The organism is Proteiniborus ethanoligenes (assembly GCF_900107485.1).
Lineage (GTDB): Bacteria > Bacillota > Clostridia > Tissierellales > Proteiniboraceae > Proteiniborus > Proteiniborus ethanoligenes.
In genome coordinates this window covers 51,061-77,112 of record NZ_FNQE01000015.1, presented here as the reverse complement: position 1 = coordinate 77,112, position 26,052 = coordinate 51,061, and the positions used below count along the sequence as shown (strand labels likewise).

29 protein-coding genes are annotated in these 26,052 nt (G+C 31.2%); all 29 read right to left on the bottom strand.

Translation table 11 applies throughout. The features are described from left to right. Window positions 1-284 precede the first annotated feature (284 nt). A complete protein-coding gene (locus tag BLV37_RS07730) occupies window positions 285-1,007 on the bottom strand; it encodes an EscU/YscU/HrcU family type III secretion system export apparatus switch protein (RefSeq protein WP_176967919.1) in 723 nt (240 codons plus the stop codon). 5 nt (window positions 1,008-1,012) lie between these two features. Continuing rightward, on the bottom strand, window positions 1,013-1,795 hold the full coding sequence (fliR, locus tag BLV37_RS07725) for a flagellar biosynthetic protein FliR (RefSeq protein ID WP_091729605.1): 783 nt from the start codon (window positions 1,793-1,795) through the stop codon (window positions 1,013-1,015). 14 nt (window positions 1,796-1,809) lie between these two features. Then, on the bottom strand, window positions 1,810-2,079 hold the full coding sequence (gene fliQ / locus BLV37_RS07720; RefSeq protein ID WP_091729603.1) for a flagellar biosynthesis protein FliQ: 270 nt from the start codon (window positions 2,077-2,079) through the stop codon (window positions 1,810-1,812). A gap of 14 nt (window positions 2,080-2,093) precedes the next feature. Then, window positions 2,094-2,855, bottom strand: a complete 762-nt coding sequence (gene fliP / locus BLV37_RS07715) for a flagellar type III secretion system pore protein FliP (RefSeq protein WP_091729600.1) — start codon at window positions 2,853-2,855, stop codon at window positions 2,094-2,096. 61 nt (window positions 2,856-2,916) lie between these two features. Further along, complete coding sequence (locus tag BLV37_RS07710; RefSeq protein WP_091729597.1) at window positions 2,917-3,300, bottom strand: flagellar biosynthetic protein FliO; 384 nt, start codon at window positions 3,298-3,300, stop codon at window positions 2,917-2,919. Between the two features lie 69 nt (window positions 3,301-3,369). Next, a complete protein-coding gene (locus BLV37_RS07705) occupies window positions 3,370-3,732 on the bottom strand; it encodes a response regulator (protein WP_091729595.1) in 363 nt (120 codons plus the stop codon). A 12-nt stretch (window positions 3,733-3,744) separates the two neighbouring features. After that, a complete protein-coding gene (fliY, locus tag BLV37_RS07700) occupies window positions 3,745-4,887 on the bottom strand; it encodes a flagellar motor switch phosphatase FliY (RefSeq protein ID WP_091729593.1) in 1,143 nt (380 codons plus the stop codon). Next, a complete protein-coding gene (gene fliM, locus BLV37_RS07695) occupies window positions 4,880-5,875 on the bottom strand; it encodes a flagellar motor switch protein FliM (protein WP_091729591.1) in 996 nt (331 codons plus the stop codon). Before fliM ends, fliY begins: the two co-directional genes overlap by 8 nt. 14 nt (window positions 5,876-5,889) lie before the next feature. Then, window positions 5,890-6,306: a flagellar basal body-associated FliL family protein gene (locus BLV37_RS07690; protein WP_091729588.1), complete on the bottom strand. Its 417-nt coding sequence runs from the start codon at window positions 6,304-6,306 to the stop codon at window positions 5,890-5,892. 272 nt (window positions 6,307-6,578) lie between these two features. Continuing rightward, window positions 6,579-7,364, bottom strand: coding sequence for a flagellar motor protein (locus BLV37_RS07685; RefSeq protein WP_091729586.1), 786 nt, complete (start codon window positions 7,362-7,364; stop codon window positions 6,579-6,581). Window positions 7,365-7,381: 17 nt separating this feature from the next. Continuing rightward, the gene (locus BLV37_RS07680; RefSeq protein WP_091729583.1) at window positions 7,382-7,579 is read right to left on the bottom strand and encodes a flagellar FlbD family protein; all 198 of its coding nucleotides are present in this window, start codon (window positions 7,577-7,579) and stop codon (window positions 7,382-7,384) included. A gap of 58 nt (window positions 7,580-7,637) precedes the next feature. Further along, window positions 7,638-9,101 carry a flagellar hook protein FlgE gene (locus BLV37_RS07675; RefSeq protein WP_091729581.1) on the bottom strand — a complete coding sequence of 488 codons (1,464 nt, stop codon included), beginning with the start codon at window positions 9,099-9,101 and terminating at the stop codon, window positions 7,638-7,640. Window positions 9,102-9,176: 75 nt separating this feature from the next. Continuing rightward, window positions 9,177-9,563, bottom strand: a complete 387-nt coding sequence (locus BLV37_RS07670) for a TIGR02530 family flagellar biosynthesis protein (RefSeq protein WP_208975226.1) — start codon at window positions 9,561-9,563, stop codon at window positions 9,177-9,179. Further along, the gene (locus tag BLV37_RS15560) at window positions 9,556-9,963 is read right to left on the bottom strand and encodes a flagellar hook assembly protein FlgD (protein WP_091729576.1); all 408 of its coding nucleotides are present in this window, start codon (window positions 9,961-9,963) and stop codon (window positions 9,556-9,558) included. Before BLV37_RS15560 ends, BLV37_RS07670 begins: the two co-directional genes overlap by 8 nt. Before the next feature lie 11 nt (window positions 9,964-9,974). Further along, window positions 9,975-11,420, bottom strand: coding sequence for a flagellar hook-length control protein FliK (locus tag BLV37_RS07660; protein WP_091729573.1), 1,446 nt, complete (start codon window positions 11,418-11,420; stop codon window positions 9,975-9,977). A gap of 28 nt (window positions 11,421-11,448) precedes the next feature. Further along, window positions 11,449-12,672: a MotE family protein gene (locus tag BLV37_RS07655; protein ID WP_091729570.1), complete on the bottom strand. Its 1,224-nt coding sequence runs from the start codon at window positions 12,670-12,672 to the stop codon at window positions 11,449-11,451. A gap of 12 nt (window positions 12,673-12,684) precedes the next feature. Continuing rightward, window positions 12,685-13,122, bottom strand: a complete 438-nt coding sequence (fliJ, locus tag BLV37_RS07650; RefSeq protein WP_176967918.1) for a flagellar export protein FliJ — start codon at window positions 13,120-13,122, stop codon at window positions 12,685-12,687. Between the two features lie 19 nt (window positions 13,123-13,141). Beyond that, window positions 13,142-14,470: a flagellar protein export ATPase FliI gene (fliI, locus tag BLV37_RS07645; protein WP_091729565.1), complete on the bottom strand. Its 1,329-nt coding sequence runs from the start codon at window positions 14,468-14,470 to the stop codon at window positions 13,142-13,144. Window positions 14,471-14,475: 5 nt separating this feature from the next. Further along, window positions 14,476-15,207 (bottom strand): FliH/SctL family protein, encoded by a 732-nt coding sequence (locus tag BLV37_RS07640; protein ID WP_091729562.1) that lies wholly within the window; start codon window positions 15,205-15,207, stop codon window positions 14,476-14,478. Next, window positions 15,200-16,207, bottom strand: a complete 1,008-nt coding sequence (gene fliG / locus BLV37_RS07635; RefSeq protein ID WP_091729560.1) for a flagellar motor switch protein FliG — start codon at window positions 16,205-16,207, stop codon at window positions 15,200-15,202. The genes BLV37_RS07640 and fliG overlap by 8 nt, the downstream gene beginning before the upstream one ends. A 10-nt stretch (window positions 16,208-16,217) precedes the next feature. Then, window positions 16,218-17,750, bottom strand: coding sequence for a flagellar basal-body MS-ring/collar protein FliF (fliF, locus tag BLV37_RS07630; protein WP_091729557.1), 1,533 nt, complete (start codon window positions 17,748-17,750; stop codon window positions 16,218-16,220). A 30-nt stretch (window positions 17,751-17,780) separates the two neighbouring features. Continuing rightward, complete coding sequence (gene fliE / locus BLV37_RS07625) at window positions 17,781-18,080, bottom strand: flagellar hook-basal body complex protein FliE (RefSeq protein WP_091729555.1); 300 nt, start codon at window positions 18,078-18,080, stop codon at window positions 17,781-17,783. A 12-nt stretch (window positions 18,081-18,092) separates the two neighbouring features. Next, window positions 18,093-18,527 (bottom strand): flagellar basal body rod protein FlgC, encoded by a 435-nt coding sequence (gene flgC / locus BLV37_RS07620; RefSeq protein ID WP_425287120.1) that lies wholly within the window; start codon window positions 18,525-18,527, stop codon window positions 18,093-18,095. Between the two features lie 8 nt (window positions 18,528-18,535). Continuing rightward, window positions 18,536-18,940, bottom strand: coding sequence for a flagellar basal body rod protein FlgB (gene flgB, locus BLV37_RS07615; RefSeq protein ID WP_091729550.1), 405 nt, complete (start codon window positions 18,938-18,940; stop codon window positions 18,536-18,538). 279 nt (window positions 18,941-19,219) lie between these two features. Further along, window positions 19,220-20,005 carry a GTP-sensing pleiotropic transcriptional regulator CodY gene (codY, locus tag BLV37_RS07610; protein ID WP_091729547.1) on the bottom strand — a complete coding sequence of 262 codons (786 nt, stop codon included), beginning with the start codon at window positions 20,003-20,005 and terminating at the stop codon, window positions 19,220-19,222. A 130-nt stretch (window positions 20,006-20,135) separates the two neighbouring features. Then, the gene (gene topA / locus BLV37_RS07605) at window positions 20,136-22,220 is read right to left on the bottom strand and encodes a type I DNA topoisomerase (RefSeq protein WP_091729543.1); all 2,085 of its coding nucleotides are present in this window, start codon (window positions 22,218-22,220) and stop codon (window positions 20,136-20,138) included. A 67-nt stretch (window positions 22,221-22,287) separates the two neighbouring features. Next, window positions 22,288-23,385: a DNA-processing protein DprA gene (gene dprA, locus BLV37_RS07600; protein WP_091729542.1), complete on the bottom strand. Its 1,098-nt coding sequence runs from the start codon at window positions 23,383-23,385 to the stop codon at window positions 22,288-22,290. Window positions 23,386-23,413: 28 nt separating this feature from the next. Beyond that, complete coding sequence (locus BLV37_RS07595) at window positions 23,414-24,988, bottom strand: YifB family Mg chelatase-like AAA ATPase (protein WP_280140122.1); 1,575 nt, start codon at window positions 24,986-24,988, stop codon at window positions 23,414-23,416. 271 nt (window positions 24,989-25,259) lie between these two features. Further along, window positions 25,260-25,781: a peptidylprolyl isomerase gene (locus tag BLV37_RS07590; protein WP_091729537.1), complete on the bottom strand. Its 522-nt coding sequence runs from the start codon at window positions 25,779-25,781 to the stop codon at window positions 25,260-25,262. Window positions 25,782-26,052 lie beyond the last annotated feature (271 nt).

Sequence of the window (26,052 nt, the reverse complement as noted above, 5' to 3'; positions counted from 1 at the left end):
CCGAGGCTTATAAAGAAGTTGCTGAATACATGAAATCATATAATAAAATCAGAATTCATGGTTCCTTAGGATATATTCCTCCATCGGAATTCTATCAAAGAACCCTAGAAGGAACAGCAAAGCCTTTAATAGTCAAACTTTAATGTTTTTCGCTTAAGAGAAGCACACATAAATATTTAGCTGAAATCAAGGGCCTGCGGTAGCAGGGGCGTAGCCTTTACCCTTGATGAGGATAAATATTTATGTATAATAAAAAAAGCGAAAAAGCATTAAAATATAAGGAACTAAGAAAAAGAAAGTATTCGTGAGTTTTTGTCCAATATTAAGGGGTCAATCCGCCACCATTGATATCCGTAATCAAACAAAGCTAATATAAATAGGGCAATCCCTGATCTGAGTCCTACATTTACAACCATATTGCCAATGTAGGCTACTATGCTTTCTACATTAAGGTCTATTAGCTTAAAAATATTATATATTTCCTTTATTGCATATAAATAGATTATATAACCAATTACAACTATTTTAAAAATAGATTTAAATAGCTCAACAAGAGCACGTTTAGAGATTATTCTTTTAAAGCCTTCTATTGGATTTAATCTACTAAGCTTTATTTCTAGGGTCTTTGTTGTGAACAAAAAACCTACTTGTAAATAGTTGGTTGCTACACCGATTATCAATAATATTGCAGTTAATGGACCTACTACAACTACTAAAATACTAATTATTCTAGTCATTAATATACTAATGTCTTTAACATTAAAAATATCTGGATTATGGAAATATTCACTATAAAAGCTATTAGAAAAGGATAGCAAACTTTTTAACATGAATCCTCCTAGTGTCTTTAAAGTTAAAAATGAGGCTATAATTATTATTGAAGAGCTAATTTCTTTGCTTTGTAAAACTTGTCCCCTTTCTCTCGCTTCTCTTCTTCGTTTAGGAGTAGCTTTTTCCGTCTTTTCATCTGAAAACAACTGGAGATTTATTCTAAAATCAAAATCCATATTTATCATCCTTTTTGAATGACCTTTAAAAAGTTAAAAATCTCCTCATACATATTATTAAATATATGTTGAAGAGTAGCAATGAACAAAGGTAAAGTAATTGTTATTGTTACTATACCAATTAGTATCTTTAGGGGCATACCTACAACAAACACATTCATCTGAGGCATTGTCTTCGCTAATATCCCTAGTAAAACGTCAGAAAGAAAAATAGCAGCTAATATTGGTCCACTAATCTTTAATCCAATAATAAACGTTTGGCTAACTACTCTAACTAGTTGATCAATAAATCCTCCTACAAACTTGAATTGCCCAACTGGAACATAATCATAGGAATTCACTAATGCTTCTATCAATAAATGATGTCCATCAATTGTTAAAAACACTAATATTGCAATTATGTAATAAAAATTACCCATAACTGGAACCTGTATATTGTGTTGAGGATCTAATACGTTGACCATACCAAAGCCTATCTGCATATCAATAATTTGCCCTGCTAGATAAAAAGAGGTTAAAAATAGATGAGAAATAAATCCTAGCATTAACCCTATAAGTAGCTCTTTTATTGTATAAAGCATTAGCTCAAAAGGGGATAAATAAGAAAAACCTGCATCAATAATATTTACTAGTATTATTGCACAAAAAACCGAAAAACCTATTTTGAATAAATTGGGTATGTTTTCTCTACTAAATATAGGAGTTAATAAAAATAACCCTGTCATTCTTACTAAGATAAGTAAAAATATTTGATGTTTTTCTATTACATTAGCAAGTAAAGCTTCCATATTTTTACTCCTGTTTAATTAATAAATGAGTTTATATTTAAAAATAAATTTTGTGCAAATTCAGTTAAAACATTCAATATCCAAGGGCCAAATATCAAGAGTGATATAAAAACTGCGATTATTTTAGGAACAAAAGCTAGGGTTGCCTCTTGTATTTGTGTTGTGGCCTGAAAAATACTAACTAGTAATCCAACCAGTAGTCCAAAACCAAGCATTGGTGCTGATACCATTAAAATAGTTTTAAGAGCTTGCTGTGCAATAAGTATTATTTCTCCTTGCCCCATAATATCCCTCCCAATTATTTGAAGCTAGATACAATTTGTCCAATTATTAGGTTCCAACCATCAACCATAATAAATAGCAATAACTTAAAAGGTAATGATATCATCACTGGTGGTAACATCATCATCCCCATGGACATCAGTGTACTAGCTACTACCATATCAATAACCAGAAAAGGAATAAACAAAATGAATCCTATTTGAAAAGCAGTTTTTAGCTCACTAATTATAAAAGAAGGTATTAAAACTCTAGTTGGAATGTCTTCTATAGAATTTACATTGTCTATTTTTGCTATCCTTAAAAAGAGTGCTACGTCTTTTTCTTTAGTTTGCCTAAACATAAACTCTCTAATAGGCGACATCCCTATGTCTAAAGCATCTTCTTGACTTATTTCTTCAGCTAAATAAGGTTGAATTGCTTCTTCATTAATCTGCGTTGCTATAGGTGCCATCAAAAAAAAAGTAAGAAATAATGCTATTCCTATTAGCACTTGATTAGGTGGAGTTTGTTGTGTACCTATTGCATTTCTTAGAAAAGATAACACTATAATAATTCTTGTAAAACTAGTCATCATAATAAGTATTGATGGTGCTAAGGATAAGATCGTAAATAATATAAGCAACTGAATTGCAGACACATATCCTTCGTTACTAGGATTGCCACTTGCAGTGTCTAAAGCTTCGCCTAGTGAAGGTATCTGAGGTGTAGCAAAACTAATCCCTGTAAAAGCCAATATAAAAATAAGTATAATAAATGTGATTTTTAGTATAGATTTCATAGTCTCATCCTTATCTTTTCTAAAGTAAATAGTGTTTGTTTACAACAAAGGCGCACTTAATCTAGTAGTCTTTGTTTTTCTTTTCCTTATTAAGCTTTTCTAAAGTATTTTCTTTTTTTGATAGCAATTTCTTTATTCTTAAGCTTATATCTTCTTTTTCAGATTTTATATCCCCCAATTTATTAGCAATATCATCTTTATTATACTTTTCTATTACTACAGCATGGGAATTGTTATCATAAATAATATAAATAATATTAAGAATCTCTACAATAAATAGCTTCGTGTTGTTGCCTAAAGAAATTCCATCAATTACCTTAATGTTGTTGCTTCTTCCTAATACACTTGATTTTTTTGCTATATATTTAGTAGAGAAAAAAGCCAACAATATTACAAAAATAAAAGTAGCTAAATACACAAAGGTTTTTATTAACTCAGATATCAATTAAGCATCACATCCAATTATTGACATATACTGTAATGTTTTTAATGATCAATTTTAAAAAGTATTTTATTATCCAATAACCTTTTTTACAGCTTCAATAACTCTATCTGCTTGGAAAGGCTTAACAATAAAGTCTTTTGCTCCAGCCTGTATAGCTTCAATAACCATTGCTTGCTGTCCCATGGCAGAGCACATAACTATTTTAGCACTACTATCTATCTTTTTTATTTCCTTTACTGCTTGTATACCATCTACCTCTGGCATAGTTATATCCATAATAACTAATTCAGGTGAAAGCTCTTTATATTTTTCAATTGCTTTAGCACCATTTTCAGCTTCACCAGCAACATTAAATCCGTTTTTAGTCAAAATATCCTTTATCATCATTCTCATAAAAGCTGCATCATCAACAATTAATATTCCCTTTGCCATAATAATTCCTCCTTAATTTTTGCTTATTCGTTTAGATGGATTGATAATATCAGTGATTCTAACACCAAAATTATCATCAATTACTACAACTTCACCTTTTGCAATAAATTTCCCATTTGCGAAAATTTCCAAAGGTTCGCCTAGTAGCTTGTCTAGCTCAATTATAGTTCCTGGTCCATATTCTAGAATTTCACTAATTTTTCTTGTAGTTCTTCCAAGCTCAACAGTTATTTCAATAGGTATTTCTTGTATCATTTCAATGCTTTCATTATATACTTTACTTTCACTTGTTTCAAACTGTTGTAGTTCTAATTTTTTTACATTAACGGGATTTTGTTTAACATTATTCATTTTTTCTACATGATTGTCATATTCTACTTTCCCGCTATAAGACATAGAATTTGTAATTGCATTTTGTTCTGGTTGCATCTTATGAGGAGCATATGATAAATCTTCTTTTTCATATTGTATCTCATGAGTTATTTCGTCAATATCACTTTTACCTAAAAGTTTGTTAACCATATTTCGTGCAAAGTTTAGTGGTATTAGTTGCATTATTTCACTATCAATTAAATCACCTACTACCATTTTAAAAGAAACTTTTACTATCGGTTCATCAAATCCAAAGTTATCTAAATTAAAATCATTCTCATGTAAGTTTATCTGGAAAGCCCTTGGTGGCTCAATATCTATAAGATTAGAAAACATCTCTGATAAAGAAGTACAAGAGGAACCTACCATTTGATTCATAGCTTCGCTGATAGCACTAATATCCATTTCATTAATATCTCTATTAATGTTTTTGCCATCTCCACCCATCATTAAGTCTGTAATTACTTTAACATCATCACTCTTTAATATTAATAAATTTGCTCCTTCTAAGCCTACTTTGTATTTAACATCGACGGCAACAAAAGGTATTGAATATTGATCAGCTATTTCTCTTAAAGTAGTCACAATAACTTTAGGTGTTGTAATAGTAACTTTTTGTCCTAATAGTGTGAATAATGTAGTTGCAGCTGTACCCATACTGATATTGCCTATTTCTCCTAACGCATCCTTTTCAATATCATCAAGAACATCTTCATCAACACTATCATAGTTTCCTTTTAATAACATATCTATTTCTTCTTGACTTAGCATATTATCAGTCATTTATTTCATCACCGTCCCTTTGAACTCTTGTTATTTGAACTGCTACTTTATTTTTATTAGCTCCAGGCTTCCCAAAAAATTTAAGCTGGGTACCTACATTTATGTAAACTTCATCTTCTATCACATTATCTAGCATTATTACATCTCCAGTTTGAAGATTAATTAAATCACCTAATGTAATTTTAGTAGAGCTTAAATTAGCGTTTAAGCTAACAACAGTATTTTTAATTCTTTTTCTAAGCAATTCTTTATCTATTTCTGTAATATCTTTTGTAGTTGTTGAAAACCACAATTTAGTACTTAATCTTTCCAGTATAGGCTCTATAACTATATGAGGAATACATAGATTAATTAGTCCTTCAATGTTACCAATTGACAAATTCATAGTTACTAATGCTATAGTCTCATTTGGCGATATAATTTGTGCGAATTGAGAATTTGTTTCTATTTTATCTAAGGATGGGGTAAGTATTATTACATTCTCCCAAGCTTCTGCTATTAAATCCATAGTCCTTTGCATCACATTTTTAAGTAATGTAAGTTCAATTTCAGTAAAGCTTCTAATATCTACTAAATTTTCTCCATCGCCTCCTAGCAAACGATCTATAATTGTAAAAGCAATATTAGATGAAATATCAATTATTATTTGTCCGTTCAAAGGCTCAAAGTTAACAATTGAAAGAAATGCTGGATTTGAAATAGCATTTGTAAACTCACTATATACATATTGATCTACTGTTAAAACAGAAATCTTTACAGGAGCCCTTAAATATCCTGACAAAAAAGTCTGAAGAAGTCTGCTAAAGTTATCATGAATAATTTCTAAGGTTCTCAACTGATCTTTAGCTATTTTTTGTGGATTTCTAAAATCATATTTTTTAACTTTTTTCTCATTGCTATCGTCTTTTATTTCTTTGACATCTACTTCTCCAGAGTTTAAAGCATTGAGTAGGGCATCTATTTCATGTTGCGATAAAACTTCAGCCAAGACTGTAACCCCCCCTACTGTACAATTATTTCTTTAAAATATACCTTATTAATTTCATTAGTATTAAATATTTTAGCTATTTTAGTAGTTAGCTCACTTCTAAGGGCAGAAAGTCCTTCTTCTCCCTCTAAGTCTTTTTCAGTCTTATTTACCATTGTAGTGTTAATCTCATGTCTAATTGCAAATTCTTTGTTCTGTAATTCTTCAGCTAGTTTTTCATTAGTGAATTCAATGGTTATTTGAATTTTAACAATCCTATTACTATTTTTTAAATTGCAATACATTTCACTAACATCGTGGTAGTATTGCTTCACTGGTTTATTTTGTTCACTTTTTTCTTTATAGGAAATTAATAAAAAAACCGCTCCTATTGCTAGTAATATAACAACAAGGGAAACAATAGCAATAATAAAAATTTTTTTTGTACTCATTTCCAAAACTCCTTTTTCAATTAGGTTCAAGTTGATTAAAGCTTTAATAAGCTCTCCATCAACTTTTATGCTATATTTTTCTATACATAATTTTATATTTTAGTACTACGATACTATAGAGTCTATAATAAAATTAGATTATTACAAAAAGTTATTTCGCATTGATATCATAATTCAAAATTAATAATACAAAAAAACACAAAAGAAGTGTAACTAAGTCTAATATACTTTCTAAAATATAAAGTCCAGTTTAATCATTTGTTTGTTTAATATTATGCTTCTCCAGCTTCAAGACCTTTTTTATATTCTTTTCTCATTTCAGGAGATAAGAAGGTTTTTAGTTTTTCTTCAATTATTCTTGGGTTTTCTCCGGCTTGGATAGACAAAAGTCCTTCAACCATTAATTCTTTAATTAAAATTTCTTCACTGCTTCTGCCTTTAAGCTTATTAGCTATAGGTATAAATACTAGGTTTGCTAATACGGATCCGTAAAAGGTAGTAATAAGAGCCACCGACATATTAGGACCAACACTAGATGGGTCATCCATATCTTGAAGCATATTAATAAGTCCTATTAATGTTCCTATCATACCAAAAGCAGGAGCATAGCTTCCCATTGCTTCAAATATGCTTTGTCCTTCTCTGTGTCTTTCCTCTAAGAAAGCTAATTCAGTCTCAAGAATATTCCTTACAAGCTCAGGATCCGTACCATCTACTATTAACATGATTCCTTTTTTAAGGAACTCATCTTCTATTCTTTCTCCTGATTCTTCTAGTGCTAATAGTCCTTCTCTTCTAGCAATATTAGAGAGATCTATTAGTTGGTTAATTACACCACTAGGATTAAGAGTATGTAGGGTAAAAGCATGTTTTACTATTTTTAAGGTTCCAATTACTTTTTTTAATGGATAGCTTACTAAGGTAGCAGCTATGGTTCCGCCTAAAACTATTACAATAGAAGGAAAATCATAAAAATTCCATAAGCTTCCTGACAATGAAATACCCCAAACAACGAAAGCTGTTCCCATCAAAAAACCAATGATTGTTGCTATATCCATTAAGTCACACCTCTTTTCTATTCCTTTAATCTGTAAATAAAAATATTGTTTTTAAATTTTATTACCTTATCAATTATTTCATCAATTGATTCCTTTACTACAATTTTCTTACCTGTAGTTAAAGTAATAACCGTATCTGGGGTTTCTTCTATGAATTCTATTAGCTCGCAGTTGATTACGAATTCAGTATTATTTAACCTATTTACTCTAATCATAAAACCACCCTTTTTCATTTGTACCTAGGCAGCTATGCTGCCTAGGTCACATAATTAACTATCTTTTCATATTCACTAGCTCTTGTAGCATTTCATCTGATGTAGTAATAACTCTTGAGTTCGCTTGGAAGCCTCTTTGTGTAGTTATCATCTCAGTAAATTCTAATGACAGGTCCACGTTTGACATTTCAAGAGAGCCTGGTGCAATTTCTCCAAAACCACTTGAGCCTGCTCTCCCAACCTGAGGCTCTCCAGAGTTCCTAGTGTCTATAAAGAAATTGTTGCCTATTTTTTGCAATCCCCCTGGGTTATCAAATTTAGCTAATAATATTTGTCCTAAGGCTTTTTTGTCACCATTAGTAAAGCTAGCAATAACAGTTCCTGTTGCGTCTATTGCAAAACCATCTAAATTACCCGCTGCGTTACCATTTAATGCATGTGGCTTAGCATCTGCTTCGTTAGCATATTGTTTGAGTTTAGATAGGTCAAATTCTATTTTTCCATCATATACTCCATTGCTGTCCGGTTTGCCAAAACCTACACCTATTCTAGATATTTCTAAAATAAATCTGTTCCCTCCCACCAGTTTTCCCTCTGTACTAAATTCCATATTGTGGAACAAATCTGTGTTGTTAGGTACAATCTCAGATTTACCATCTAAAGGCTTAACAGAAACTATACGTGTTTTCCAAGCTCCAGTAGGAATACCTTCTAATAGTGCTTTTTCAGCGTCTTCTCTACTATCATATTCAGTAGTAGCGTCATACTCTTCTGCCCAACCAGTATCAGGGTCAAATTTGGTTTCTGAGTCTTTAAATTCTTTAAATATTTCAAACTCAACCTTATATCCATTACCTAGACTGTCTCTAATTATTGTGTCAGTCTTATGAAAACCATCTTGATTTAATACTAATTTATATTTATTTGTAGGTGGTGTTGCGGTGTTATCTGTAACTTCCACAATTTTATAAGGATGATTCATCCTCGAATCTAAATTTCCTCTCATCTCAACATTTTTAGTTGTAGTGGGTGGTACTGTTTCTGTTTTGTTGATAACAATTGGACCTATTTCACTTGTCCAGTTCCCATTTTCATCAAATTTGTAGCCTAATACTTTGAATCCATCTGGTGTCACTAAATTACCTGCTCTATCTAATTCAAAATTACCTGCTCTTGTATAGAATCTATTTTCAAAATTTGCATCATCTGTTACTATAAAAAATCCTTCACCATCTACCATCAAATCTGTAGGATTGTCTGTTCTCTGAACTGCTCCCGTTGTATGAATAGTGCTTATTGAGCCAAAGCTAACTCCTAAGCCTATTTGCTGAGGATTGGTTCCACCCTTTCCTCCCTGTGGTGCTGAAGCACCTCTAACTACTTGACTAAATACTTCTTTAAAGGAAACTTGTCCTCTTTTAAAGCCTACTGTGTTTACATTGGCTATATTGTTACCAATGACATCCATCTTAGTTTGATGAACTCTGAGTCCTGAAACTCCAGAGTACATTGATCTCATCATAGTTTGTTATCCTCCTTTTAGGGCCATATGTCCTCTATCAATCAGACATATATAACTTCCTTGTAAAAGGTCCAGTTATATTATAATTGCCCCATCTATATTAGTGAATATATTATCTTTTAGCTGTTCTTTGCTGACAGTAGTTACTATAGTTTTGTTTTTAATGCTAGCAATAAAGGCCTTATCTTCCATTAATATTAAGGCTTCTTTAACACCTTTTTTAGATGCTTTATCAATTGCTTCTTCTATTTTCGTCATTTCCATATTATCAAGCCTAATATCTCTTACCTTCATCCTTTCAACTGCATGCTTTGAAAACTTTAGACTTTGACTTTGCTCTACTCGATTAAGAATTTCAGCAAAATTGGTTTTAGGTGTAGCTTGACTAATTGGTTTGTCTTGTCTAAGTGTACTATTTTGCAAAATCTTTTGACTAATACTTTGGATATCTACCTTATTCAACTTCATCAGCTCCTGGCGCTTCTTCTGGTTTGTCTATTGGCTCACCAGTATAAGCCTCTATAGCTTTTCTAATATTCATTAGCTCTTTAATGATTTGTACACTTCCTAAAACTTGATTTTCATTTAGCTTATCTAAAACATCTAGCATTTCAGTTTGACTAGCTTGGAGATTTTTATTAAGCTCTTGCATCTGTTCTAATGTACTAAACTGAGCCATTTGTGCTATGAATTCTTTATCTTCCATAGGGCTAAGGGGGTCTTGATTTCTGAGCTGAGTTATCAGTAGCTTTAAAAAGGCATCCTTCCCTAGCATTCCATTAGATTTATTAGCTTGATCCTCTTCTTTTTTCTCTCCAAATTTGTACCAAAGTTTAGGTTCTTCTACTCTATTTGTATTCATATTTTCACCACCTACACGATTAAATCAAGGTTACCATTGATTGAATAAAGACCTCCTGCTAAAGCTCCAATTTCTTCTTCGTAATTAGAAAACATTGATATGCTCTCTAGTTTGGTCTTTCTAACTTTAATCCTTTGTTCTCGCTTCCAGGATTGTGAGTCGTTTTTTTGGAAGCCTGAATCTTTTCCTACAGAAACATCTAGAGCTTCAAAATTTAATCCTAGTTCCTTCATATTATCTCTTAAGTTATCTAGATTAGATTCTATTAGCTGCTTAACATTATAGTTTTCTACATAAGCCTTAACTGTAACAATTCCTTTTTCATTGCTTATTTTCAAGGATATTTCTCCTAAGAAGTCAGGCTTTAGTTTGATTTTTATTTCATCTGTTTTGCCAATATCTATTTTTGCTTTTTCTACTATTTGTTCAAATATACTTTCCTTATCAAGAATAACGGGCTTTTCCTTTGTAATCAAAGCCTCAAAGGTATTTTCTATGCTTTGCTCCATACTGCTTTGGTTATTGTCATTATAGTTAGCTAGGATGCTATTTTGTTTAAGGTCATTGTTTTGTATGATTGTTTCTTCATCTGATAGTATATGGTTTTTATCTCCTATTATTTTTTCCTTATTATCCTTATGTATATTTTCAACATCTTCTTCAAAGAAGGATTTCAACAATGGCTTAGTGTCCTGCTCGTTAATTGGATCTTTTGTAATTATTTCTTGTCCTTCAGCCTTTAAACTATTTGTCAATTCTACAACAATACCTTTCTCATTTTCTTCAGCTTCACTCTCCAAATACATGGATTTTTGATTGTTAGAATTTGAAGGTTGTTTTAGCTCTTTTTCAAGATTTAATCCAAAATCATTGCTTAATTCATTTTCATCTGTAAGTATAGTATTTTCTCCACTGATTGAAATAATATCAACTGCTTTTAAGCTATCTTCATTAAAGTCTAAATCTAATATTAATCCATTGGTGTCGTTCTGAACATTAGGCTTAAGATCTGAATCCACTTGTACCGTATTATTATCTTTTGATTCTGAGCCTATCAACGTAGAAGCTAAACCACCATATAAATTATCTATATTTATATCTTCTTTTGCTGTGTTTTGTTCACTATCTTTATTTTCATTTGCTATAGGTTTGCTTTCTTCTACTTTTTTATTAGATTCAGTTTGACTACAAGAGGCATCCTTATTCTTACTATTTTGTTCTAAAGTTGAGTTATCTTTTCTAGATGGTTCCCTTGCATCAAGTGCTTTGTTATTCCCAAAAGCAAATTTAGTACTCTCTTTTTTGTATGGGTTTTCATGGCTAGATAGCTTATTCTTAGCATTTAAAACATCCTCAAAAGAGCCTTGTTTTTCCCCTCCACCCTTTTTTGCTTTGTTGCTCAGTCCATTTCTAATATTGTTGCTGGAGATGAACTGCAGTAAATCGTTCTTTATCAATTTCTCACCCCCTTTCCATTTAGCGTTTTTAATAAACAGCTAATCTTCTGGTGATTTCAGCTGCTTTTTTCGAATCCATTATGCTTAATATTTGAGACATCTTTTGTTTTTTCATTTTCTTCATTACATCCAAAATTATAGATGAATCTGAAATGTCATATATTGGGTTTTCATCTATTTCAAAAACTGTTACACTGTTATTATTTTTCATCATTTCTTCAACTATTTTTACAATATCCTCCGCATCCATTTTCTCATACAAAGCAACCAATTCTGAAATCTTATTGCTATACTGTTTATGAAAATTCATAGTTTCCATAATTTTAACTGCTCTTGACTCTTCTTCTCCAGTTAATTCTTCTAGCTCTTCAATTTTAGAAATAAGACTGTTAATAAATTCTTCTTCCGAGTTAATCAAAATCTCAGATGCTTTTTGAATACTAAGACCCATATATATTTTAGATAATTCATCTACCTTGTATTTTTTGCTATCACCTATTTCAGTAAAAGCCTTCTCAATATCCATTACCTCATATACTAAAGAATTTCTTCTTAATTCATCATCTTTATTTTGTTTTTGAAGTAAAAGTGTGTCTAATTCTTTTCTTTTTTTTGTTTCAATATTTGATATTATCCTATCCTTAACGTCTTGCCTTACATAATAAAGGATTTCAACTGCCCTATTAACTTTCATACTGTAAAAAATTTTACCTAATTCTTCTCCGCTTATACTTCTATCAACTAATAATTCTGTTTCTTTTATTGCTAAGTTTAGACCTAAGTTTTCTAATTTTTTAATTTCTTCGCTCAATGCTTTTTCTTGTTCTTCCTTTATTTCTTCATATAAAGTGAACAGTAAATCTTTCCTAAGCTCAATACTTCTAACTAGCTTAATAACTTCATTTGTTTTGCTTGATGAGGTTTGATTCATCTTTTTTATGACCTTATCGTATAATTCTTCTTCAGATTTTTTTATTATATATAGTTTATCAGCTGCACTTTCCTTGCTTATTGAAAGATAATAATTTGCAAGAAAAAGCTCCTTATCTGCCTTTTCACTTTCAGTAGGATATTTGCTAAAATACTCTCCTACAACTCCAGGTGTACCTCTCAAAAACTCATTAGCTGATTTTCTAAAATTATTATTCGTGAAATATATTAATGTAAATACCATTGTAGGTATTAAAATAAATACGGCAGCAAATATTAAAATAATTTTTATAATATTATTGCTTTTTTTTTCTTTAGGCATAATTGTCCCTCACTATTTTACACTACTTTTGTAGCTAACAATCTGATCTATAATCTTTTCTTCCTGTTTTTTTACTTGATATAAATAATTATCAAAATCTCTTTTTCTTAAGTTTTCTAGTATCTTTTTGTCTACAGAAGAATTAATAAGTTTATTTCTAGCTACTTCTGCATTAGTTTGAGCAGCTTCAACAATATTTGATTGTTCTATTAATTTTTCTTTAATGCTTTTTAAGTATAAATCATAGTTTTTAAAATTTCTAATTGTAGTCTTTGAAGCTAGCTTATCTCTTTCAAGATTGATGCTATCTTTATAAGAAATTATTTCTTCAAGAATTTCAGTTTCATCATCAAGTTTTTTCTTTGCTTTTCCATATTCGGATTTGTTTATATTTTCTATGCTTTCTCTATATTCTAATACTTTGTTTAACCTAAAATTAAATTTCTCCAAAGTATCAACTCCCTTACTGCTAATTAGCATTAGATATCGCTAAAATATTCTCTAGCATTTTAATCGTTTCATCAAAAGAATAACTACTCATCATCTCTTGCTTTAAATAATCATTTATATGCCCAATAATTCTTATCGCTCTATCAATTTTGGAATTTGTACCTATTTTATATGCTCCAATATTAATTAAATCCTCTGACTCCCTATATGTAGCTAATATGTCTTTTATTTCATTAGAAATAGAAATATGTTCCTTGGAACAAATATTAGGCATTACTCTGCTTATGCTTTGCAGTACATCTATTGCAGGGTAATGGTTTTGATTAGCCAGTTTTCTGTCTAAAACAATATGCCCATCAAGTATACCTCTAACCGTATCTGTTATTGGTTCATTCAAATCATCTCCATCAACAAGGACAGTATAAAGTCCAGTAATACTTCCTGTAGATGATGTTCCGGCTCTTTCTAGCAGTTTGGGCAGTACTGAGAACACAGATGGAGTAAACCCACGTGTTACAGGTGGCTCTCCTATGGCTAGCCCTATTTCTCTTTGAGCCATAGCAAATCTAGTTAGAGAATCCATAAGCATCATTACATTTTTTCCCTTATCTCTGAAATATTCAGCAATTGCTGTAGTTAAAAGTGCACCTTTCATCCTAACTAAAGCTGGCTGATCTGAGGTAGCTACAACAACAACAGAGTTTTTTAATCCTTCCTCTTGTAAGTCGTTTTCAATAAATTCTCTTACTTCCCTACCCCTTTCACCTATAAGACCTATAACATTTATGTCTGACTTAGCATTTCTTGCTATCATACCCATCAAAGTACTTTTTCCTACTCCACTACCAGCAAATATTCCCATTCTTTGTCCAGTACCACATGTTAAAAGCCCATCTATAGATTTTATCCCCAAAGGCATGATTTCAGTTATTCTTTTTCTTTCAAGTGGATTAGGAGGCATATTAGAAACAGGATACTGCTTTATTGTGAATATAGGACCTTTGCCATCCATAGGATTCCCTAATCCATCAAGAATTCTTCCGATTAGCTCTTCTCCTACATTTACTTGTAAAGAGTGTCCACTTGCAATTACTTTGCTTCCCGGTCCGATTCCCTCCATGTTGCCAAAAGGCATTAGTAAAATCTTATCTTCTTTAAAGCCTACAACTTCTGCCATTATAGGCTCATCTGAGTTGAAAGGAATTATATGGCATACTTCTCCAATATTAGACTGTGGTCCTTTAGATTCAATTGTTAAACCAGTTACTTTTGTAATTTCACCATTATACTTTATAAATTCAGCCGTATCTATTAAATCTATGTATTTTTGAATGCTTATACTGTGCATATTTATCACTCGCTATTTAATAAAGTAATTAAAACTTTTCTCATTTCTTCTATTTGCAAATTTACACTTGAATCCACGTTCCCTTTTGAACCTTCTATTATACAGTCTCCTCTTGATAGTGTAGAATCAATTCGTATTTCAATATCTTCTATTAAGTTTGCCATTGCTAGCAATCTTTGTTTAGACATCTCTACAATATCATAATCCTCCTTAGAAACTTTAATGATTAAATTTTCCTTTACATTAAGACTATTTATTCCCTTCAATATTATAGGAAGTATAGCCTCCTTATCATTTTCAAGTTTTTGATTTATTATGTTTTCACATAATGAAATTACCATATATATAACATCATTTTCAATACTTGAAAGAGCTAATTCTCTTTCTTTTAAGTAATTTTTTTTAATCTCGTTAGCTTCTTCAATCATTGCATCAGATATTTCTTTCCCCTCAATATAGCCCTTTTCATATCCTTGATTAAATCCCTCGTCTCTAGCTGCATCATATATGCTTTTCGCTTGAGAATGGGTTTCTTCAAGGACTTTTTCACTATCTCTTCTTGCGTTTAAAATTATTTCTTCTGCTTCATTTTTTGCTTTAGAAATAATGTCATCTGCAATTTTTTCTGCTTCAGCTAGTTTATCTTTAATATTTACTTGTAGTTCATCACCTTGTGGATGCTTTATCGAAGGCGTATTAATAATCCTTATTTGAGAGGACTTAAAAATATTAGACAACTACTTCATCTCCTCCCCTTGGTGTAACTATTTCTCCTTCTTCTTCTAGTTTTCTAATGACATTAACTATATTTTGCTGAGCTTCCTCAATATCTTTAAGTCTAACAGGTCCCATAAATTCCATGTCTTCCTTAATCATTTCTACTAAACGTTTAGACATATTGTTGAAGATAACATCTTTAACTTCTTCGCTTGCTCCTTTAAGTGCAACAGCCCACCTGCTATTATCAATTTCACGAACAAATCTTTGAATAGATCTACTATCTAATGTAACAATATCTTCAAATACAAACATTCTCTTTCTGATTTCTTCAGATAGCTCCGCATCCTTGACCTCAAGCTCTTCCATAATAAATTTCTCTGTTCCTCTGTCAACAGAATTAAGTATAGATACAATTGTAGATATTCCTCCAGCTGTAGTATAGTCTTGAGAAACCAATGTAGAGAATTTACTTTCTATAACTCTTTCAATTTCTTTTATTACCTCAGGTGATGTTCTGTCCATTATTGCTATTCTTCTTGCAACCTCCGCTTGTTTATCCGCAGGTAGCTTTGCTAATATCTGTGCAGATTGACTTGATCTTAAATATGCAAGAATTAAAGCAATGGTTTGAGGATGTTCATTCTGTATATAGTTAAGTATTTGGTTAGGATCTGCTTTTCTAACAAACTCAAAAGGTCTAACCTGAAGAGATGCAGTCAACCTATTAATTATTTCTACTGCTTTTTGAGAGCCTAGTGCTCTTTCTAGAACATCCTTAGCATAATTAATGCCACCTTCAGATATATATTCTTGAGCTAAGCACAGCTGGTAAAAGCTATCCAGAACATTTTCTTTTTCTTCAGGTGAAACAATTCTCATGTTTGCTATTTCAAGGGTTAACTCCTCGATTTCTTCATCGCTCAAATGCTTGAAAATATCTGCAGATTTTTGCGGACCAAGCGTTATTAACAGTATTGCTGCCTTTTCTTTCCCCTTCATAGATTGTTTTCTAGACATAGCTTCACCTCTACTCTTCATTCAGCCAAGTTCTTAATAATTGTGCAACTGCCTCAGGCTTTTTGTCAACAAAATTATTTATTTGCTCTTTTACTTTAGATTTTTCCGAGTCAAAATCAATATCTTCTATAACTGACATTTCACTTGCTTTTTGTTCAATCATTTCATTTATATCTATATCTCTTTCTTTTCTTCTAAACATTACAATAATAATTGATGCAACAGAAATAACCCCTATAGCTATAAGTGCTATAAGCCAAGCTGGGAATTTAGCTCTTATATCTTCTGTAGGTCCATATTGATCTATTTGTTCTATAAATGGTAAAGCACTAATTTCTACTTGTTTCGTATCAAGACCTGTAGCAGCATATATAAGGCTAGATATTTCTGCTCTTAAATCATCTGTTAATTCCCCTTCTGGTAACGAATTTTTATCTAAAATTATTGCAACAGTTACAGATTCAACTTGACCTGGTGCTTTCTTGATTTGTTTATTTATTTCATTTAGCTCATAGTTTATTGTTTCACTGGCTTTGTCATACCTAGAGCTTTCACCCTCTTGTTGAACATAATCAGTTACATCTTCAACATTTGAGTCAACACCAGGAACGCCACCAGTAAACATGTTTTCCATGTGTTCCTCTATTTTTTCCATACTACGAACTAATCCTTCTTCCATGTCTTGAATTGGGGGCTTAAATTCTATCTCGCTTCTCAATTCACTATCAAAATTCATCTTTACTCCCGCTCTTACAACTACATTTCCATACCCAAAAACACTTTCCAGAAAACTTCTTATGCTTTTATTAATCCTTTCCTGTAAGCCTTGTTGAAGATTAAGCTGTTCTGTTAAATCGAAGTTTTCTTTGTTTTCAGTTGATATGGTTAACACTCTTCCTGTATCGTCAATAACAGAAACATTATCTGGGTTCATGCCTACGGCACTAGCTACATAATCTTGTATACCTTGAACTTGTATTGAAGATAATGTCCTTCCTACTGACAGAATAATAAATACGGAAGCAGAAGGTTCTTCGTTATTATTTAAAACATAGCTAGTGTTTTCTGGTAAATTTAAAAAAACAGATGCTTCTTCGATACCTTCAATTTTTTCTATGTCGTTGGCTAAATCATTTTCAAGAGCATAACTTGCTCTTTGCTTTTTGTCATATTCAGTCATAGTCCAACTTGAATCATTAAAAGCATCTTCTCGGCTATATCTGCCTCTGGGAATGCCTTCTCTAATTAGTTCCATTTTTAATCTATTTTTATCATTCTTAGGTACTAGTATAGTAGTTCCATTATATTCATCTTTCCATTTCACATTCATATCATCAAGCTTTTTTGTAACTAGCGCTGCATCCTTTGAAGTTAATCCGCTAAATAGAACTTCATACTTAGTCCTTGTTAAGAAAAATATCATCAACGTTAAAGATATTAATAAAATTAAGATACCAATAACAAGTTTAATTTTTTTACCTTTTTCTAGGTTTTTCCAAAACTCGTTCAACTGCCTTCTCATTTGCTGTATTAGTTCCCCCACCCTATCACCTCATTTCTTACTGCATAAAAATTAAACTTGCATTCTCATTATCTCTTTATATGCATCAACTACTTTATTTCTAATGGCAAGAGTCATTTGAAGTGCAATTTTTGCTTTCTCTGATGCTATTGTAACATCATGAATGTTATCTACTTGCCCAATAGCCAATAGTTTGTTGTGGTCATCTGCTTCTGTTTGTAATTTATTAACCTCATTTAAAGCATTTTTTAATAAATCATTAAATGAGGTTTTCATATCTAGGTTGTCCATTTGATTTTTATTGATGCTGCCTTTTATCTCTAAAGGCTTACTTAAATTCTCTATTCTCATGACTTCCCCCCACTAACGTCCTATTTCTAAAGCTTTCAAGGCCATGTTTTTAGCTGAGTTAATAGCACTCATATTAGCTTCATAAGCCCTAGTTGCAGAAATCATATCTACCATTTCCGTTGTAATATCCACATTTGGCATTTGTATGTATCCATTTTCATTTGCATCAGGATGTCCTGGCTCATATACTTGTTTAAAGGGTGTTTTATCTTCTACTATGGCACTAATTTTCACGCCTTTGTTTTTTAAAAGTTCATTTGAAGATTTAGATAAATAATATGAAAAAGGTGTAGTCCCATTTTCTTTAAAAACAACCATTTGCCTTCTATATGGTGTCCCACTGCTAGTTCTCGTAGTACTTGCATTAGCAATATTTTTTGATATGATATCCATTCTAGTCCTTTCTGCTGTCATCCCAGTTGCACTAATGTCTATAGAATTAAACATCTTCAAGTTTATCTACCTCCTTCATTAATTACCGAACTAATAGCCTCAAACTGTCTGGATAATTGTCTGCTAATAGCATTATAATAAATTTCATTCTTAGCTCTTTCAGCAACTTCAATATCGATATTAACGCTATTTTTATCTCTTCTTGTTGAATAATTCTTATGTTCTTTAACCACTGATCCTATACTAGCACTTGTATATCCTCCAATATGTTTGCTATGAGTAGTTGAAAGCCTAATCCTATTTTTTTCTAATTCATTTTTTAACAAATCTTCAAACTCAACTGTAACCCTTTTATATCCTGGCGTATTTACATTTGCAATATTATTAGATATAGCATTGTGTCTTAGTGCAGAGCCATCGAGTGCTTTTTTAAAAAAATCTGTTGTACTAAAAATTCTATTTACCATAAATATACCACCCTTTTATGATAATGTATTTACATAAATTAAGCTTTTTCTAACGAAAACTGCATATTATAATACATATACCACATAAATTTGTTTTTATGCTATTTTTAAACACAATATATATTTATTCTATTATATTTTCACTTTTCCTTCAATATCTTGTAAATATTTATCGTTTTTTATTATATAGTTCATAAGACCCAGAAAATAATGGTTTTGTATTACTTTCATCAGTAAAATTTATTATAACTGAAAATAAAAAAGCCGATAGTCAAACTATCAACTTTCTTTTAATTTTTTTAATTCTTTTAAAAGGTAATCGTTTAAAATCTTAATATGCGTTCCCTTCATACCTAAAGATCTAGACTCAATAACTCCTGCACTTTCAAATTTCCTTAACGCATTTACAATAACAGATCTAGTTATGCCTACTCTATCTGCTATTTTACTCGCAACTAGGAGTCCTTCGCTTCCATCTAATTCATTAAATATATGCTCTATTGCTTCTAATTCTGAGTAGGAAAGAGTCCCTATAGCCATCTGAACAACTGCTTTTTTTCTTGCCTCTTCTTCAATTTCTTCATTTTTTGATCTGAGAATTTCCATCCCAACAATAGTAGCACTGTATTCAGATAGTACTAAATCGTCTTCTGTGAACAGTCTTCCAAACCTTGCCAACACTAAAGTTCCTAATCTTGTACCACCACTTATTAAAGGTATAACCGTGGCTATTTTTTCAGGATAATCACATTTTGAGATTTGATCAAATACGCATTCAGATATCTCTTTAATATTCTCGTTTGTTTCTGTTATTTTCAGTAGTTCATTATTATATTCTTCTGGGAATCGTTTTTCTTCTACTACTTCAGTATGCAAAATGCTACACTCAAAGCCTTCATGTAAGGCAAATCCTAAAACTCTACCTTTTCTGCTTGCAATATAAACATTTGCATCTAAAATATCTGATAATACATTACTTAATTCAGTAAACGAAACAGGTTTAGAACCTGTGTTTTGCAAAATTTTATTTAATCTTCTTGTCTTCTGTAACAAGCTTTCTGCCATAAAAATCCTCCTTTTAATATTTGATTATATTCTAAATGGTGCAAATTTTTAATCCCTGTCTTTTTACACAGCAAAAAAACATTATCATATTTTTCGAAATATTTCAACAAAATGATTTTAACATTTTTTTCTACTCATCTTTTTCTTTTGAGACATAATCACATTTATCATTTAAACATTTTTTTTCAGTACCTTTTCTTGATTTTTTTTCAACTAATATATTGTTACATTTAGGACAACGTTCTTGGGAGGGCTTATCCCATGAAACAAAGGTACAATCAGGATAATTACTACAGCCATAAAATTTTCTGCCTCTTTTAGATTTTCTTTCAATGATTTCTCCACCACATTCAGGACACTTAACACCTATTTCCTCTGTAATAGGCTTAGTGTTTTTGCACTCTGGATATCCTGGACATGCTAAAAATTTCCCGTATCTTCCTATTTTTATTACCATATTCCTACCACATTTATCACATTTAATATCTGTCTCTTCATCTTGTATTTCTATTTTACTTATTTCTTTTTCTGCAATTTCTAACTCCTTAGAAAAATCTTTATAAAAATACTCTATTACTTTCTTCCAATCAATATTTTCTTCTTCAATTTTATCCAGCTGCTCTTCCATTTCAGCAGTAAACTCTTCATTTACAATGCCTGCAAAATACTCTTTGAGTAATTCTGTTACTATAATTCCTAGCTCAGTAGGCTTAAAAGATCTTTTTTCAATAATTACATATCCTCTGCTTATTATAGTGCTTATAGTAGGTGCATAAGTACTTGGTCTTCCAATGCCTAGTTCTTCTAAGGTCTTAACCAAAGAAGCTTCTGTATATCTTGAAGGCGGCTGAGTAAAATGCTGTTGAGGGTCTAAGCTACTAAGTTCGAGAACTTCTCCTACTTTTATATCTGGTAATATAACATCTTTTTCATTTTCTGCAGTGTTATATATTTTTAAAAATCCATCAAATACAATTTTTGAACCTGTAGCTCTAAAAATATGATTATTAACATTAATTTTTACTGACAGTGTTTCATATAAAGCTGATTCCATTTGGCTAGCTACAAAACGTTCCCAAATAAGCTGATATAGTTTATATTGATCCTTTTTTAAAGACTCCTTAACCATAGCAGGAGTTCTTAGTACTGATGTAGGTCTAATGGCTTCGTGTGCATCCTGTGCTTCTTTTTTATTAGTTGGTTTATTACGGTTTGGACTCTTTAAATAACTTTCTCCAAATTCACTTTTTATAAATTCATTAACACTATTTGTTGCTTCTTCAGAAATTCTTGTGGAATCTGTTCTTATATATGATACAAGTCCCACAGTTCCTTCTCCCTTTATGTCAACTCCTTCATATAACTGTTGTGCAATCATCATAGTTTTTTTAGTTGAAAACCCAATACGTCTAGATGCTTCTTGTTGTAGGCTACTAGTAGTAAAGGGAGGATGAGGATTCCTGTTTTTCTTTCCCTTTTTTATTTCTTCTACAATGTATTTTTCATCTTTAATGGATGAAATTATTTCATCCACTTGTTCTTTTGTATTAAGTTCTATTTTCTCGTCATCTTCACCGTTTTTTATTCCATAAAAATTAGCCCTAAATTCGCTTTTGTTTTTCATTAATATGGCATCTATAGACCAATATTCTTTTGGGATAAAATTCTCTATTTCTTTTTCACGGTCACAGATAAGCTTTGTAGCTACTGATTGCACTCTCCCTGCACTTAATCCCTTTCTAACCTTTTTCCATAATAGAGGACTAATTTTATAACCTACAAGTCTATCTAATACTCTTCTAGCTTGTTGCGCGTCTACTAAAGATTTGTTAATTGCTCTTGGTTTTTTTATAGCATTTTGTATTGCGTTTTTTGTTATTTCATGGAATTCTATTCTATTTTTCTGTGTTTCATCTAATTCTAAAATATTTGATAAATGCCAAGATATAGCTTCTCCTTCTCTATCAGGGTCCGTAGCTAAAAATATTCTTTTAGCTTTTTTGGCTTCACTTTTTAATTCCTTTATTAATGGTCCCTTACCTCTTATTGTAATATATTGTGGCTCAAAATTATTATCTATATCTATTCCCAATTTACTTTTGGGTAAATCTCTAATATGACCAACTGAAGCTTTAACCTCATAATTTTTTCCTAAAAACTTTGATATTGTCTTAGCTTTTGCAGGCGATTCAACTATAACTAAATCCTTTGCCAATATTTCCACCTCCGAATATCATAATGACTGTTATTATATCAAAAATGATGCTAGATGTACAACTACTCTACATAATTGCATAAACTCTTCCTGGTAGCTGTCTGATAATTCCTTTCATTTCAAGTATTGTAAGTATGCCATTAAGTTCAATAATTCCTATACCTGTTCTATAAGATATTAAATCGCAATGTATAGGGTTTTCTATTAAGCATTCTATTACATTTCTTTCTGCATCGCTAAATTGAGAATAATCTAATCTTTCCTTCTTATTATTTGTCTTTAAATATTTATCATTCAGCTCAGGAACTTCATCTATTATGTCCTCAACTGACATTACTAGCTTTGCACCATCTTTAATAAGTAGATTTGTACCTCTGCTATATAAGCTGTTTATATTTCCTGGTACAGCAAAAACATCCCTACCCTGTTCAGTTGCATGATGTGCAGTTATTAATGAGCCACTTTTTTCAGTGGCTTCTATTACTACTACTCCTAAGGAAAGCCCGCTAATAATTCTATTCCTCTGAGGAAAGTTGTATGAAAAAGGCTGTGTACCTAAGGGAAATTCTGAAATTACACATCCATTTTCTTGGATTTTATAGTATAATTCTCTATTAGAACTTGGATAAACTACATCTACTCCACTTCCTAAAACTGCAATAGTACGGGTGTTATTATTTAAAGCACTTTGGTGAACTTGAGTGTCTATGCCTTTGGCCATGCCACTTACTAATGTAACTCCTAACTGACTTAACTCAGATGAAATCTTTTCTGCTACTAATCTTCCATATGCTGTAGATTTCCTAGAGCCAACAATGGCTATAGAAATATGGTCTTCTGGGAGTAGATTGCCTTTTAAGTATAGTACTTTAGGGTACCCATTGATGTGCAAAAGCTTGCTTGGATAATCATCATCATAGTATGTTATTACCTTTACATTGCTACTATATATCTTTTTTAAAAGACTTTCGTAATATAGATTATTTCTATGCTTTATAATCTGGTTTTTAATTTTATCATTTATTTCACTTAGCATTAGTATTTCTTTTGCATCTGCATACCAAACATAGGACATTTGTTCAAATTTATTTTCTAAGATTTCTATGATTCTATTGTTTATTCCCTCTATGCTTGCAAGCCATATTAATACCTCTCTGTTATCCATAACAATCACCCTTAAACAGTAAATTGTATCACCAATATTTTCTATCTAAACTTCTGTATTGAATAGCCTCCGCCAAATGACATGATTCTATATTTTCCTTTCCATCTAAATCCGCAATGGTTCTCGCCACTTTTAAGACTTTGTTATATGCTCTTGCACTTAATCCGAGTCTTTCAAAGGCTTCTTTTATTAATTTTTTACCTTTGGTGTCTAACTTGCAGTATTTATTTATATTTTTAGGGCTCAGTTGAGAGTTAGAAAAAATATTTTCTCCTTTATATCTGTTTACTTGAATATCTCTTGCTTTATTGACTCTTTCTCTTATTTCCTTTGAGGATTCAATTTTATCTGTATGATTATCTAATTCGCTATAGTTAACCGGAGTTACTTCAATATGTATATCTATTCTATCAAGTAATGGTCCACTTATTTTCCCCAGATATCTTTCGATATTTTTCTGACTACAGCTACATTCGTGAACTGGGTCACCATAATAACCACACGGACATGGATTCATGCTTGCAATTAACATGAATCTGGTAGGGTAAGTTAGTGTAGCATTTACTCTAGAAATAGTTACAGCTCCATCTTCCATTGGCTGTCTAAGAACCTCAATTACATTTTTGGAGAATTCCGGCAGTTCATCAAGGAATAAAACTCCGTGATGGGACAAAGATATTTCTCCAGGTTTAGGTACTCTTCCTCCTCCTATTAGCGAAATAGCAGAGGCTGTATGATGAGGCGAACGAAAGGGTCTACTGGTTATGATAGATTTATTATTAAGTAATCCAGCTATACTATATATCTTAGTTACTTCTAACGCCTCTTCAAATGTTAGTTTTGGCAAAATAGATGGTAGTCTCCTAGCTACCATGGTTTTACCTGAGCCAGGTGGACCTAGTATAATTACGTTATGATGCCCAGCTGCTGCAACTTCCATAGATCTTTTTAAAGCCTGCTGTCCTTTAATATCTGAAAAATCATCACAACTATAATCTTCTTCATCATAAAATATTTGGCTAATTGCTGAATATGAATCTATAATTAATTCCTCATTTAAATATGATACTAAATCTTTAATACTTTTAACAGGAATAATATCTATATTATTAACTACCTTACACTCATCTCTATTGTCAAAAGGTATTATAACCTTTTTTATACCTAGCTCCATTAATGAAATAGTTATTGGTAGAGCTCCATCAACTCTACTTATGTTACCATCTAAAGATAATTCCCCTATAAAACATGTATCCTCAATGATATTATTCTTAATAATTTCTGTAGAAGCCAGTATACCTACAGCAATTGCCAAATCTAGCTGAGAACCTTCTTTTCTAGTATTAGCTGGTGCTAAGTTGACAGTTATCCTGCTTAAAGGAAATTCATATCCACTATTCTTTATTGCTGTTCTTACCCTATCTTTAGACTCTTTTATTGATATGTCCGCAAGACCCACAATATTAAACATAGGTAATCCTCTAGAGATATCTGTTTCTACTTCTACAATTGAACCGTTTAAACCCTGAAGCACACATGTTTTTACTTTAGAAAGCATTTCTACCTTCTCCTTTTTATTTATCTGTAATTCATATATAAACACTTTAAAATAATCGTTAATTTTTAGTTTATTTCATATTTATGAATAATTCAATATAAAATTTATTATTCCTCTAAATTTTCTGAAAATTTAAATATGTGTAAATAAATCTGACATATTTAAACTAATCAATTGAAACTGTTTTTTGCATATTATTGAACATACAAAAAGGAGTGTGGCAAATATACACACTCCTTTTACTTCACTAAAACTATTTAAAACATACATTTTTAATATTTATGATTAATGTTATTAAATAGCTAAAAATATATAGTTATATTTTTTCTACCTCTCCATATTCTACTCCAAAAGTTTCTACTATTACTTTTTTCATTTTTTGTTCTTCAAAAGGCTTATCATTGTAGTCTCTATCCACATTAACTATTCTATCCACTACTTCTAGGCCCTCTGTCACTTTCCCAAATGCAGCATACTGTCCATCTAAATGTGGTGCTGATTTTACCATAATAAAGAATTGTGAGCCTGCAGAGTTTGGCATCATAGATCTGGCCATTGAAATAATGCCTCTATCATGTTTTAAGTTGTTTTCAAACCCATTATTTTTAAACTCACCCTTTATTGAATATCCTGGCCCCCCCATACCTGTTCCTTGAGGGCATCCTCCTTGTATCATGAATCCAGGAATTACCCTATGAAAAGTAAGTTCATCATAGTATCCACTCTGAACTAATGATGTGAAATTTCTTACTGTATTTGGAGCTACTTCAGGATATAGTTCTATCTTTATTAGTTCTCCGTTTTCCATTTCTATTGTTACAATTGGTTTATTGCTCATAAAAATCCTCCTTTTTGTTTGTTTAATTATTATCTATGTTTAAATGGTTTTAATAAACAGTTATATTATATAATGATTTTACTTTATTTAAAACATTAATTAGAATCATATATATATTATTGTCTCTTATCCTGTAAAAAAATAATTTACATAGAATTATTCCTTGGGTAATAGTCAGATAGTGACACATGTAGATTTTTCTTTAGTGTAGCGTGTACGTTTATAGGATTATTTGTCGTAACGAATAAAATAAAATCTGTTGAACATAATA

What these genes read in the sequence shown, in the direction of transcription:
- BLV37_RS15560 (WP_091729576.1), bottom strand. Translation starts at nt 9,963, where the DNA reads ATGAATACAAATAGAGTAGAAGAACCTAAACTTTGGTACAAATTTGGA.
- BLV37_RS07705 (WP_091729595.1), bottom strand. Translation starts at nt 3,732, where the DNA reads ATGGCAAAGGGAATATTAATTGTTGATGATGCAGCTTTTATGAGAATG.
- fliE (WP_091729555.1), bottom strand. Translation starts at nt 18,080, where the DNA reads ATGAGAATAGAGAATTTAAGTAAGCCTTTAGAGATAAAAGGCAGCATC.
- dprA (WP_091729542.1), bottom strand. Translation starts at nt 23,385, where the DNA reads ATGGATAACAGAGAGGTATTAATATGGCTTGCAAGCATAGAGGGAATA.
- fliR (WP_091729605.1), bottom strand. Translation starts at nt 1,795, where the DNA reads ATGGAAGCTTTACTTGCTAATGTAATAGAAAAACATCAAATATTTTTA.
- fliI (WP_091729565.1), bottom strand. Translation starts at nt 14,470, where the DNA reads ATGCACAGTATAAGCATTCAAAAATACATAGATTTAATAGATACGGCT.
- BLV37_RS07690 (WP_091729588.1), bottom strand. Translation starts at nt 6,306, where the DNA reads ATGAGTACAAAAAAAATTTTTATTATTGCTATTGTTTCCCTTGTTGTT.
- fliY (WP_091729593.1), bottom strand. Translation starts at nt 4,887, where the DNA reads ATGACTGATAATATGCTAAGTCAAGAAGAAATAGATATGTTATTAAAA.
- BLV37_RS07675 (WP_091729581.1), bottom strand. Translation starts at nt 9,101, where the DNA reads ATGATGAGATCAATGTACTCTGGAGTTTCAGGACTCAGAGTTCATCAA.
- fliQ (WP_091729603.1), bottom strand. Translation starts at nt 2,079, where the DNA reads ATGGGGCAAGGAGAAATAATACTTATTGCACAGCAAGCTCTTAAAACT.
- BLV37_RS07655 (WP_091729570.1), bottom strand. Translation starts at nt 12,672, where the DNA reads ATGCCTAAAGAAAAAAAAAGCAATAATATTATAAAAATTATTTTAATA.
- fliP (WP_091729600.1), bottom strand. Translation starts at nt 2,855, where the DNA reads ATGAAATCTATACTAAAAATCACATTTATTATACTTATTTTTATATTG.
- flgC (WP_425287120.1), bottom strand. Translation starts at nt 18,527, where the DNA reads ATGTTTAATTCTATAGACATTAGTGCAACTGGGATGACAGCAGAAAGG.
- codY (WP_091729547.1), bottom strand. Translation starts at nt 20,005, where the DNA reads ATGGCAGAAAGCTTGTTACAGAAGACAAGAAGATTAAATAAAATTTTG.
- BLV37_RS07590 (WP_091729537.1), bottom strand. Translation starts at nt 25,781, where the DNA reads ATGAGCAATAAACCAATTGTAACAATAGAAATGGAAAACGGAGAACTA.
- flgB (WP_091729550.1), bottom strand. Translation starts at nt 18,940, where the DNA reads ATGGTAAATAGAATTTTTAGTACAACAGATTTTTTTAAAAAAGCACTC.
- BLV37_RS07680 (WP_091729583.1), bottom strand. Translation starts at nt 7,579, where the DNA reads ATGATTAGAGTAAATAGGTTAAATAATACTGAATTCGTAATCAACTGC.
- BLV37_RS07730 (WP_176967919.1), bottom strand. Translation starts at nt 1,007, where the DNA reads ATGGATTTTGATTTTAGAATAAATCTCCAGTTGTTTTCAGATGAAAAG.
- BLV37_RS07685 (WP_091729586.1), bottom strand. Translation starts at nt 7,364, where the DNA reads ATGGATATAGCAACAATCATTGGTTTTTTGATGGGAACAGCTTTCGTT.
- fliG (WP_091729560.1), bottom strand. Translation starts at nt 16,207, where the DNA reads ATGTCTAGAAAACAATCTATGAAGGGGAAAGAAAAGGCAGCAATACTG.